This window comes from Pontibacter sp. MBLB2868 (assembly GCF_051904785.1).
GTDB lineage: Bacteria > Bacteroidota > Bacteroidia > Cytophagales > Hymenobacteraceae > Pontibacter.
In genome coordinates this window covers 1386900-1399658 of record NZ_CP196710.1, presented here as the reverse complement: position 1 = coordinate 1399658, position 12759 = coordinate 1386900, and the positions used below count along the sequence as shown (strand labels likewise).

Below are 12759 nucleotides of genomic sequence, written 5' to 3'. Positions count from 1 at the left end.
TCTTGTTCTGTTATTTTGAACCGAAAATGATTGTATTGCCAATCCGTATGTTTCCCCTTGAAGTAATCTCTGTTTATCACATACTCTCCATAGTAGTCGTCTTTGTCTAATTCTATTTTTGAAGTCAACCAGCGTACAATTCCTGACAATAAGACAAGTCCTAAAATTCCGAGCCAGATGAAACCGAGTATCTTTCCAATCAAGAGTTTTCTTGATAAGACCCAAGCAATCAACAATATTCCTGTCAATGGGACAAGAATTAAAATGAAGAATAAATTAAATCCAAATCCCATTTTGATTACTCGGGTTTCTTTGTTTAGCTACCGCCCAACTACTGACTAGCAAGATTACCACCTCCTATTAGCTGCACGATTGCTGGTGGTGTACTACTGCATTTCAAATACCTCATTCCTCCCATACATCACCAGCGTACACGCACAATATAAAGCATTTCAATAAACTGTCAAGCGGGTTCACGATTTTATCCAATGCGTAACAGGTAATAGGGGTATACACTTCAAACGTCCTGTTAAACTTAACCCAGCCAGCCTCCTAAAGTTATTTACTGATGCTTGGATTGACTTGTACCGAGGCCGAGGAAGGTTTCGCCCCATACTCCAGAAAGTTGACGAACCTGACCCGTAGTAAGCTGCCCACCACGCAGCACCATTGCCGGGTTCTAAGAAAATATTCTCCCACAAATTTTTCAGTACGCTGACAGGAAATACACTTAAATAATTGTTTTAATTTTGCAATTTATCGGAGCTATCTTACTGTTGCAGAAGATGCATATCGAACACAAAGTATAAAGTATAACCTCTTTGCAGGACATCCACCATGAAAGACACCAAACAAGCTCCTGCACAGGGTGCGGAAGGAGCAGATAACGCAGCGATCAGCAGCCCCCAAAGCTTTACCAGGTACCAGGTGTTTATTGTAGCTGTACTGGCTATCCTTCAGTTCACCATCATCCTCGATTTTATGGTGCTCTCCCCGCTGGGGGCGCAACTCATCCAGGAACTGTCCATCACCCCGAAGCAGTTCGGCTGGGTGGTGTCTGCCTACGCTTTTAGCGCAGGTGCATCCGGACTGCTGGCCGCTGGCTTTGCCGACAGGTTTGACCGGAAAAAACTGCTCCTCCTTTTTTATGCCGGTTTTATGTTAGGTACGCTGCTGTGTGGCCTGGCACCTGACTACTTTTCGCTGCTAATTGCCCGTATCGTTACCGGTATTTTCGGAGGTGTGATCGGCTCTATATCCTTTGCCATTATCACCGATCTTTTCCCGTTGCAAATGCGGGGACGCGTAATGGGTTTCGTGCAAATGGCTTTTGCCGTGAGCCAGGTAATGGGTATTCCGCTGAGTTTATACCTGGCGAACCACTGGGGCTGGCATGCGCCATTCCTGCTGCTGGTGGCCATAAGTGCGGTAGTAGGCGTAGCAATTGCCGTTAAAATGCAACCCATAAATGCACACCTGCAACTGCAAACTGACCGGAAAGCATTCAGCCACCTGGTGCACGTGGTAACCAACCGGCACTACCTAAAAGGCTTTGGCGCAATCGTGTTGCTGGCTACGGGAGGCTTTATGCTGATGCCTTTCGGCAGCGCTTTTACTGTCTATAACCTGGGCATCAGCCTCACCGACCTGCCCATGATCTATGTGGTTACCGGCATTTGCGCCATGATCGCGGGGCCGCTGGCAGGTAAGCTGAGCGACCAGCTGGGCAAGTATAAAGTGTTCTTCTGGGGTTCTGTGATCGCTATGATCGTGATCGGTTTTTACTGCAACCTGGGCATATCGCCGCTCTGGCTGGTAATACTTATAAACGTGATCATGTTCATTGGCATCACCTCCCGCATGGTATCGGGTTCTGCCCTGATGAGCGCCATACCGGAGCCCGCAGACAGAGGCGCCTACATGAGCATACAATCATCGGTGCAACAGCTATCGGGGGGACTGGCTTCTATGTTTGCCGGCCTGATAGTAGTGCAAACCGCAGACGGAACGTTGAAACACTACGACCTGATCGGCTACATCGTTATGCTGACAACACTGGTCACGATGGTGAGCATGTTTTACATTGACCGTTCACTGAAACAGAAAGCAAAGCTGACCACTGCCAGCACTGTCGCGATGACTGCCTGACAGAGGCGTTTATAAAAAAAAAGGCACCCCGCTCACAGGGTGCCTTTTTTTTTGTCCGAACGGCAATAGCTATACTTACTTCAGGTCGAAGCGGTCAAGGTTCATCACCTTATTCCAGGCCTTCACGAAGTCTTTTACAAACCGCTCATTTGCATCTGAGCAGGCATACACTTCCGAAATAGCCCGTAACTCTGAATTAGAGCCGAAGATCAGGTCCACGCGGGTACCGGTCCACTTCACCTCCCCTGTTTTACGGTCACGGCCTTCAAACTCGTTGTCTGCCTCTGAGGTAGCCGTCCAGGTTGTGCCCATGTCAAGCAGGTTCACAAAATAGTCGTTGGTAAGTGTTTCCGGCTGCTTTGTGAACACTCCATGCTTCGAGTGGTCGTAGTTGGTGTTCAGCACACGCATACCTCCTAGCAGAACGGTCATTTCCGGTGCCGTAAGCGTCATCAGCTGTGCACGGTCAATTAGCATTTCCTCTGCCGATGCAGATACATGCTCATGATTGCCATAATAGTTGCGGAAAGCGTCAGCATTTGGCTCCAGTATGGAGAATGCCTCCACATCGGTCTGCTCCTGGCTTGCATCCGCACGACCAGGTGTAAATGGTACTGTAATAGTATGGCCTGCGTTGCTGGCTGCCTTCTCGATAGCGGCACATCCGCCTAGCACGATCAGGTCGGCGATAGATACCTGCTTGCCACCGTTCTGCGCGTCGTTAAAGTCTTTTTGGATACGCTCATAGGTGTTCAGGATATCGGTTAGCTCTGCCGGGTTATTTACTTCCCAGTACCGCTGCGGCGCCAGGCGAAGACGGCCACCGTTGGCACCTCCCCTTTTATCGGAACCACGGTACGTAGATGCCGACGCCCAGGCAGTTGTAACCAGTTGCGAAATAGAAAGACCTGCATCCAGCAGCTTGCTTTTCAGCTCGCTTATATCGTTATCATCAATCAGTTGGTAATTAACTTCCGGGATCGGGTCCTGCCAGATCAGCTCTTCCTCCGGCACTTCAGGGCCAAGGTAGCGCGCGATCGGGCCCATGTCGCGGTGCGTCAGTTTGAACCAGGCACGTGCAAAGGCATCGGCAAACTCATCCGGGTTCTCGTAAAAATGCCTGGAGATCTTCTCATACGCCGGGTCCATTTTAAGCGAAAGGTCGGTGGTGAGCATGAACGGAGCGTGTTTTTTAGACGGGTTGTGCGCATCCGGAACAGTACCTGCACCGGCATCGCCTTTCGGCTTCCACTGGTGTGCTCCCGCCGGGCTCTTGGTCAGTTCCCATTCAAAGCCAAACAGGTTCTCAAAAAAGTTGTTGCTCCACTTTGTCGGGGTGGTGGTCCAGGCACCTTCCAGGCCGCTGGTAATGGTGTTCTCCGAATGGCCTTTCCCGAAGGTGTTTCTCCAGCCAAGGCCCATCTCCGCAATGTCGGCTCCTGCTGGCTCTACCCCTACATACTCGCGCGGGTCGGCTGCTCCGTGTGTTTTACCAAAAGTATGGCCACCCGCTATCAGGGCAACAGTTTCGTAATCGTTCATGGCCATGCGCCCGAAGGTCTCACGAATGTCGTGGGCAGCCGCAATCGGGTCAGGGTTTCCGTTCGGGCCCTCAGGGTTCACGTAAATAAGGCCCATGTGCGAGGCAGCCAACGGACTTTCCAGCACGCCGCCTGCGTGGCGCTCTTTATTTCCTAGCCACTCCCCTTCTGATCCCCAGTAAATATCTTCTTCCGGTTCCCAGACATCCTCTCTGCCGCCACCAAAGCCAAAGGTCTTCAGTCCCATCGACTCCAGGGCACAGTTACCGGCCAGTATCATCAGGTCGGCCCACGATATCTTCTTTCCATACTTCTGCTTTACAGGCCAAAGCAGCAGGCGTGCCTTGTCGAGGTTGGCATTGTCGGGCCAGCTGTTGAGGGGTGCAAAACGCTGTGAGCCAGAGCCGGCGCCACCACGGCCATCGGCAATACGGTATGTACCGGCACTGTGCCAGGCCATGCGTATAAAAAACGGACCATAGTGCCCGTAATCTGCCGGCCACCAGTCCTGCGAATCCGTCATCAGGTCAAACAGGTCCTGCTTTACTTCCTGAAGGTCAAGGCTTTTAAACTCCTCGGCATAGTTAAAATCCTCTTCCATGGGGTTAGACAAGGAAGAATGTTGGTGCAAAATTCTAAGATTCAACATATTCGGCCACCAGTCGCGGTTCGATCTGCCGCTACCTGCCGTAAACTTCATAGCACCACCCATAAAAGGGCATCTCCTGGATTCATTGGTATCCCAAGCCGGAGTATTGGGGGCTACATGTCTGTCTTTCTTATGTTCCATAGTTATGATGATAAAAAATTAGTTGTGGATAGGAATGGTTTTACTCTAAAACGACTCTTATTTAAAATAAATATACTTATTCGTAGACCCGCAAGCAAATTTTACTGATTCAATAATATCTATCATACTATAGACAATATCTATAACCATGCAATACGACCCGGAAACGCCATGGGAGTACTTTCCTGCATTTGGCCAAAGGAAAACTTTTCCTGCTACTGCTTTGCGACCTGTACCTTATTCGGGTTCCTGGTCTTTACTGTTTCAGGTGTTTTTGATTTCCTTTTCCGGTCAGTTTCGCGTGTCCTGTTCGGTTGCTTTTTTTCTGACTCCTGCTACCTCAACCACAGCTCCCGCTGCTACTCCGGGGTTTAGTATAAGTAGTTGCCCGAAGTATAGCGGGATGTGTTCTGGTTGGTGAAATTAAAGTGAGGCGATGCTGGTTGCCGAACACAATGCCTACCACTTAGGCCAGGTAGTATTGCTCCGCAAACTGCTTGGGCATAAACTATGAACACATTTGCATAGTATACTTCTCTATTATGGGCAGGTATAGTAATACCTCCTGCTATCGGTTTTGCCGTTGGCAAAGGCCCTTACCTGCTCTGTCGGGAAACCATACTCATTATAAGTATAGGTAGCTGTGTAAGAGCTATTTTTGTAAACGGTAAAGCCAGCAGGTGCAGTATATTTGTTTTCATGTAAGGGTATGAATGTAATGTGCCACAAGGATAGCTAATGTAATGGCATACTACTCACAACTGTAGTCAAAAGTATTAACTATAGAATTCCCATTTAGTAGTTCAGTCTTTTTAGATTCAATGGGATAGCCTAACTCATTATACTTGTAGCTTGCTGTATAAGAACCATAATACCTTTCTGTTCGACTTTCATTAGTATAAATACAGCTAATTATGTTTTGGTCAAACAAGAAAAGATATGGCAACGCATTTCTTTGGAAATATTCAGGATAATCCTCCGTAAACCTAGGCTCAGGAACACGCTTTCCATCAAAAACGAAATCTATATAAATGGTGTAATTGCCATTTACGTTATATTCAACTAAAGTCGAAGGTTGGCCGTTCTTGTATTGAATTGAGTAATATCGGATACGTTCAAACTGACTGGAATCATTTGGATACCAAAGTTCGATTTTGATGCACTTTCCCGATTCGTCATAAAAGTAATTGTAGTACAGGTATAAACTTTTTTCCGTAGGATACCCTGAAATATCCTGTTGCAGAAAATGTTGCAGTTTTTCTACTTGGCCTTTAGTATTGTATGAATATTCGTAATGGTCTAGAAAAGAATCATATCTTCTTTTAGAAGTCCGCAAAATTAATCTGCCACTTTCATCATACTTGTAAAGAATTTTTTGCTCAAAGTATTGATTTCCTTCAGTAAATGTTAGATTTCCCAGCACATCATAAGAGTTACTATAAATGTATTTCAATGGCTCTTCAGTTGTATAGCTGTTATAATGCTGTTCTGTCCTAGTTAGCAATTTGCAACTTGGCTCAGGCGCGATAGTCTCTTTTTTGTCGCAGGCGGTGATGAGGGTGAGCAGGCACAGGCAGGCCAGCAGGTGCATTAAATTCGTTTTCATGCGTGATATAAGGGTTATGAATAATTATACTTCCTGCAGCTCATAGGCCTCGCGGCTCATGGCAAAACCCGGTTCCACCAGCAGCACTTCCTCGTAGGTGAGGTTGTACAAGCGGTAAACCAGCACATCTATCTCCGCCTCCAGCCCCGACGTATCCGCAGCGGCATCGGCTTGTTTTATTCGTAGTATCTGCTCGACCAGTGAAGTTATACTTGCTTTCGTTTCTTCGTCTGCTGTGGCGATGGGGAGTTGGCCTAAATATTTAAATATGAGTTGATAACCGTTCTGTATGGAAGTACAATATTGGGAAATCAAATACCAACCAAGCTTTGAATTAAGTATAGCAAGCAAGGCCTTATCATCAGTCTGTATTATCCACATAGAGTCGTTACAATACATACCATTTTCATCATAAATGAAACAAGACTTCACTTGAAACTTTTGATACATGATTTTAGGCTTCTCAAACTCTTCATAATAATCTACTGAGTCTTGAAGCTCATACCACTTGTAACTGCCACCTTTTCTTCCAGACCATTTTTTACCTATAAAATCTGAAGGTTTAGGTTCTAATCTATCTCTATACTTTTCTAGATGGCTCTTTATTGCTGGATACTTATTTATATCAATTCCCCTTCTAGTGAAGATTAAATATTTTGAAGCCTGAGGAGTTACGAAAGATTTTATATCTCTACCTTGAACAACAGGTTTGATAACCTCTACACTTCTTTCATCTTCAAGTATGAGCTGCCTTCTAACTTCAGTATCAATGATAAATGCCTCAGTAAAGCCGGTCTTTATTCCATAATGCGCATTTCCTGCTACATAATCACTTAAACTCATTGAACTACTTTTCAATTTTTCGAGCAGTTCTTTTTTGTTATTTGTTGATAATGTCCAGCCAGTGTCCGGCAACATTTCGGCCTTTACATCATACTTGTGCTCCTTCACGTATGATTCCAGCCCCTGCTCAAATTTCAGCGTGTCTATCGTTGCTGCTTCGAATGTATAACCTGCATCCGGTTTTAACCTGGCTGCAGCAATTACCAGCGGGTACGTGGTGGCTTCTTCAAAAACAGGCAGGTCACCGAAGTCCAGCAGCTGTACCAGCGTATGGTTTTGCAGCCATTGGCGCAGTGCCTGGCCGTAACCGGCACGCATCCATTTGTTTGGAATAATGTAGCTGAACTGGCCGCCTTCTCGTAGCAATTCAATTCCGCGCTCTACAAAATATACATACAGGTCGGCTGTACCGGCATAGGTACTGAAAGCCTTCTGCAAGTATACTTTAAAGTCGCCGAGTTCCTCCTGCCGGATATACGGCGGATTCCCGATCACCACATCGAAGCCTTTATACTTGCCTTCCTCGTCCAGCACTTCCGGGAACTCGAAGCGCCATTCAAAAGCTCCCTCGAATACTTTGTTCGTCTCGATGGATTCGCGTTCTTCCTCCAGTTTCTGGAGTTGTTTCTGCTTTTGCTGCAGCTGTTTCTTATCTACTTTTTTGGCCCCGAACAGGTCAGGGTTTTGCATTACCTGTATCTGCCCGCGCAGCTCCGCCATTTTCTTCCGTAGCGGGTCGTTGTTGGCCAGCGTGGTTTTAAAGCCCTGCTTTATCTCGTCCAGGAAAGCGACCAGCCGCTTCTTGGTTTCTTTGGAATTAGTATGTTTATACTCCAGCACGGCCTCGCGGTAAGCCTGCAAGCTGTGCCCCTGCTTCCCGAAAGCCTCGTGCAGGTCGGCTGTGAGCGGGTAACGGCTCAGCAGCGAGTTGCCCTGCTTTATATTAATGTCGATGTTGGGCAGTGTCTGCAGTTCGGTAAACCTGCCAGTCACGTTTTCGGTACCAAAGCCCTCACGCAGGCCGCTGGCGTTGGCGTAGCACACCGGGCTGGTCAGGTCAGCTTCGCTTTCTGAAACCATCCTGTCACTCCTTCCCCCATCCTGTGCATCCTGATCCTGGTAATAGGCGTTTTTGAGCAGCTCTATCCAGAGGCGCAGGCGGCAGATCTTAACGGCATTCGGGTTAATGTCCACGCCAAACAGGCAGTTCTCAATAATGGTCTGCTTCTCATGGAAAAGCGTCTCCTGCAGTTCCTGCGCCTGTGGGTTTATACTTCGGTGGCCGTCAGGGTGCTGCTGCACCGTGTAGCTGAACAGGTCGCCGTTATAATCGGTCACGATCAGCTCATCGTTCTGCACTTCTATACTTCCGTAATGCAGCGGCTTGCTTTGGCGGTTCAGCAGCAGGCGCAGCTCGGCCTTTATCACGATCAGCTCGTTGAGGGCACTCACCAGGTAGTGGCCCGAACCCACGGCAGGGTCGCAGATACGCAGGCTGTTGATCAGCTGGTTATACTCCTTCAGTTTATCTAATGTATAATGCTGGTGTATGTGGAGCTGTAGCGATTCGAACGCTGGTCCGGCAGCGCTGGTATCGATGTTCCAGTTATACTTTTCAGCAAAGCGCTGCACCACCGCGCGCCGGATGGCTTCGCGGCTCATGTACATGGTAATAAAACCGGGCGTATAAAAAGAGCCGTCGCGGTAGCCGTTTATCTTCTCAAATATCAGCCCCAGCACCGAGGCCGTGATCAGCGTTTTGTTCTCTTCCTGTATCTCCTCCTTGCCCTCGGCCCCGAAATCGTAACTGCCTAAAAAGCGCAGCAGGTACTCCAGGGTGTGCAGTTCGGGTTGTGTTTTGCTGAGCGATTTGCCCTGTGCATCGCGCAGCACCGTTTGCGGGTACAGCGGCAGCATGCTCCTGTCTTTCAGGTTAGAGATGCGCAGCGTATGTTTCTCCAGTGCCGTGGTCTCGAAGAGCGACGAGTTCAGGTACGGGATGTGGTTATACTTCTGCCGCACGTTGGCGGCGCGTTTAGCAGGGCGTTCGGCCAGCACATCAAAGAACAGCTCGTTCAGGTCATCGAACTCGCGCAGGTTCTGCGTGCTCATAAAAGCATACTTCTTATCGCCGTGGTGGTAGCTGATGAGCTGCGCCTCCAGCAGTTTCAGGAACAGCACACGGTTCATCCAGGTGATGCAGAGTTCCAGGGCCACGTTAAAAAGTTGCTCGTCGCGGGTGCTGCCGTAGCCGGATGGCTTATCCAGGCCGCTCACCAGGTCCTCGGAGCGTAGCTTCTGGTAGGCCGCCTCCAGCAGCGAGCCGTGGTTCGGTTTTTCTTTCCTGCGGATAAGCTTGCGCCCTCCCTCCTTTACTTCCTCCAGCCCGATAATGTGCAGCAGCTCCTGGTAAAAGCTTTTGTCAAGAGAGTTGGCATCGTTGGCAAAGGGTTCTTTGAGCAGGTGCGCCGGCGAGAGCAGCTTGTAGAGCGCCACCAGTTTCACATCGTCTTTGGTGCTGGCATTGCGCAGCGGCTTCTCAAAGTCTTTTAAGTTGAAGTGGGTAAAGGTGATGGTTTCGGTAAGTGCCGCCAGGAAGGGCGCGGCAATCTCTTTGTAGAAAAAGTCGGTGCTGCTGCCTGATTTCTTCCCCTGGCTCCAGTCAGTAAAGTCCTTTTTCAGCTGGTTGTTGCGGTAAAAGATGCGGTCAAACTCCAGGGCATCAAACACAAACCACTCATACACGCTTGTGATAACGAGCTGTTTGAGGTCGTTGTTCTTGTGCTCCACCCGCTCGCGCAGGTAATACAGCACCAGCTCGTGCATGGCCTTGTAGTTCAGGTTGTCCTCCGACGGCATGTCGCCTTTATTGGTTGGCCGCTTTACCTCCAGTAGCACGCCGGCAGGGCTTTTGGTGCTGCTGCCTGTATGGATCACCAGGTCGGTCTTGCCTTTGGTGTTTACGCCATACTTATCATAATATGCCAACTTCAGAAAATCACGCAAATGGTTCTTTACGTGTTCTTCGCTCTCGCTCAGGTCTATGCTGTCCAGCAGGGTGCCGAGGGCCTTCTTAAACCCTTCCATTTCGGCACGAGAGGTTTTGTTACGAAGGTATGCCTTGTTCAGCGCCTGTTTAGGTCGAAGTATGGTATGCTGCATTGCGTTGGTTTGTTTTCTAAGGCAAGATAGGAAGAATTATAAATTTTATATTAGAAATTAGAAATGTTTGGGGGGATGGCAAAGGGCATACGACCACAGCGAAAGCTTTTTAAGCCAACGTAGCCGCTAATACCGGTCCTGATAGTGCAGAATACAAGTATGGCAGCAGCAGCCTGTGTTGCCTGCGCTTAACAGATGCGTGGCAACTGCTCCCCCGACAGCATGTCCACTACCCGGTTACCCCCCACGGCTGTTTCCATCACAACCATGCCCGGATGCCGGGCAACCACCTCCCCGATGATGGCGGACTTTGCGCCTAAGGGATGGGCGAGCATGGCCTGCAGCACCTGTTCGGCTTCATCTGCCGGAACAAAGGCCAGCAGCTTTCCCTCGTTGGCTACATGCAGCGGATCAAGGCCCAGTATCTCGCAGGCCCCTTTTACCGGTTCGCTTACCGGTATGCTGGTTTCGTGTATGCAGATACCCAGTGTAGCGGACTCCGCTATCTCGGCCAGTGCACCTGCCACACCGCCACGGGTCGGGTCGCGTAAGAGGTGCACCTTATTGCTGGCGGCAAGTATACTTTGCACCAGGCCATTGAGGGGTGCCGTATCGCTGGCAATTTCGGTTTCAAATGCCAGCCCTTCCCGCACCGACATAACTGCAATTCCGTGCACGGCAATTTCACCGCTGAGGATGATCTTGTCTCCCTCACGCACATTGCCCGGGTGTATGCACACGCCATCCGGTAGTATACCAACCCCTGAAGTATTAATGTAAACCTGGTCCCCTTTCCCCCTGTCAACCAACTTGGTATCGCCGGTTACCAGCATCACCCCGGCTGCACTTGCTGCGCGCTGCATCGACTGTACGATGCGCCACAGGTCCTCCATCGGGAGGCCCTCTTCCAGTATCAACCCAACGGACAGGTATAGCGGCCTGGCGCCACACATGGCCAGGTCGTTCACGGTGCCATTCACGGCAAGCTCGCCAATATCGCCCCCCGGAAAGAAGATCGGGTGCACCACATATGAGTCGGTACTGAAGGCGAGTCGCGTGCCGTTAACCGAAAAGACAGCTCCATCGTGCAAGGGTTCAAGCAGCTCGTTGCGGAACTGTGGCAAAAGCATCTGCTGGATCAGCTGGTGCGTCAGCTTGCCGCCGCTGCCATGCGCCAGCGTAACCTGCTCATAATTGGTAACCGGAAGCGGGCACGCACCCGGCAGTACTTTATCGGATCTATTCATTGTTCTCAGCGGTTTCCAGGTTTCCAGGATCAGCGGCAAGTAGCCGGTCCAGGTGCCTGCCATAGGTATAGTAAGCCGCACAAGCCCCCTCCCCAGACACCATGGTAGCGCCTAAGGGGTGTTCCGGTGTGCATTCTTTGCCAAAGGCCGGACATTCGTGCGGCTTTAGGATTCCCTTCAGCACCTGCCCGCTGAGGCAAACAGTTGGCTCTTCGGTCTTTATTTCCTCCACATTAAAAAACTGTTCCGCATCAAATTCCCGGAACTCCTGCCGTAATTTATAGCCACTGTCCGGTATCGGCCCCACGCCGCGCCATTTGCGGTCGGTTACCTCAAACACTTTGCTCACCAGGTCCTGGGCCTCTTCGTTGCCATGCTGCCGCACGATCCGGGAATACTGGTTTTCTACCTTTGCCCGCCCCTGCTCCAGCTGCCGCACGGTCATCAATACCCCTTCCAGGAGGTCCATCGGCTCAAAACCGGTGATCACAATGGGTACCCCAAAGTGCTCGGCAAGCGGTATGTACGCGTCAAAACCCATCACAGCGCATACGTGCCCCGGACCTAAAAAAGCCTGCACACGGTTCAGCGGCGATTGTAAAACGGAAGCGATGGAAGGAGGCACCAGCACATGCGAAACCAGCACGAAGAAGTTCCGGATGCCCTGTTTCCGGGCCAGCCAGACAGCCATGGCATTAGCAGGCGCGGTAGTTTCAAACCCGATGGCAAAAAACACAACCTGTTTGCCGGGGTTGGCTTTCGCGATCTGCAGGCAATCCATGGGAGAATAAACGATCCGGACATCGGCCCCGCGCGACTTAAGCACCAACAGGTCGGCGTTGGACCCCGGCACCCGCAGCATGTCGCCAAAAGAGCAAAAGATCACCTCCTCACGCGCGGCAATGGCATGCGCCTTGTCTATCATCTCCAGCGAAGTGACGCACACCGGGCAGCCGGGGCCATGCACTAACTCTATCTGGGGAGGCAGCATCTTATCGAGCCCATACTTCACGATGGAGTGCGTCTGCCCGCCGCATACTTCCATGATCACCCAGGGTTTTGTGGTGATGCGGGTAATTTCTTTCACGATCTTCCGGGCCAGGACGGGGTCCCGGTATTCATCCAAGTATATCATCGGTTCCTCCTTTCGCTGTTTCGTTGTTCTGCTCCTGGAAGCCCGGTATCTGCAACTCCTCCAGCTGCCCCAGCTCTGCCAGCGCTTTATAGGTTTTCGCGGCTTCCACTTCGTCAATCCTGTTCAGGGCAAAGCCAACATGCACCAGCACATAATCGCCGGGCTCTACCTCGGGCGTGTACTCCAGGCACACCTGTTTTACAATGCCGCCAAAACTGGCCCTGGCCATGCGAACATTGTCCACTACTTCTATCTCGAGTATTTTTCCGGGTATCGCAAGGCACATA

7 protein-coding genes are annotated in these 12759 nt (G+C 50.1%); 1 reads left to right on the top strand and 6 read right to left on the bottom strand.

Going from position 1 to position 12759, the window contains the following annotated elements:
* Positions 1-837 precede the first annotated feature (837 nt).
* On the top strand, positions 838-2148 hold the full coding sequence (locus ACSX1A_RS06040; RefSeq protein ID WP_439882725.1) for an MFS transporter: 1311 nt from the start codon (positions 838-840) through the stop codon (positions 2146-2148).
* 75 nt (positions 2149-2223) lie between these two features.
* Here ACSX1A_RS06040 and katG read toward each other — a convergent pair whose 3' ends face one another.
* From katG to ACSX1A_RS06010, 6 genes are all read right to left on the bottom strand, one after another.
* Complete coding sequence (katG, locus tag ACSX1A_RS06035; RefSeq protein ID WP_439882724.1) at positions 2224-4479, bottom strand: catalase/peroxidase HPI; 2256 nt, start codon at positions 4477-4479, stop codon at positions 2224-2226.
* 751 nt (positions 4480-5230) lie between these two features.
* Positions 5231-6085, bottom strand: coding sequence for a hypothetical protein (locus ACSX1A_RS06030; RefSeq protein ID WP_439882723.1), 855 nt, complete (start codon positions 6083-6085; stop codon positions 5231-5233).
* A 24-nt stretch (positions 6086-6109) separates the two neighbouring features.
* Positions 6110-10090 (bottom strand): class I SAM-dependent DNA methyltransferase, encoded by a 3981-nt coding sequence (locus tag ACSX1A_RS06025; protein WP_439882722.1) that lies wholly within the window; start codon positions 10088-10090, stop codon positions 6110-6112.
* Between the two features lie 188 nt (positions 10091-10278).
* A complete protein-coding gene (gene hypE, locus ACSX1A_RS06020) occupies positions 10279-11337 on the bottom strand; it encodes a hydrogenase expression/formation protein HypE (protein ID WP_439882721.1) in 1059 nt (352 codons plus the stop codon).
* Complete coding sequence (gene hypD / locus ACSX1A_RS06015) at positions 11330-12472, bottom strand: hydrogenase formation protein HypD (RefSeq protein WP_439882720.1); 1143 nt, start codon at positions 12470-12472, stop codon at positions 11330-11332. Before hypD ends, hypE begins: the two co-directional genes overlap by 8 nt.
* The gene (locus ACSX1A_RS06010) at positions 12456-12758 is read right to left on the bottom strand and encodes a HypC/HybG/HupF family hydrogenase formation chaperone (protein WP_439882719.1); all 303 of its coding nucleotides are present in this window, start codon (positions 12756-12758) and stop codon (positions 12456-12458) included. The genes hypD and ACSX1A_RS06010 overlap by 17 nt, the downstream gene beginning before the upstream one ends.
* Between the last annotated feature and the right edge of the window lies 1 nt (position 12759).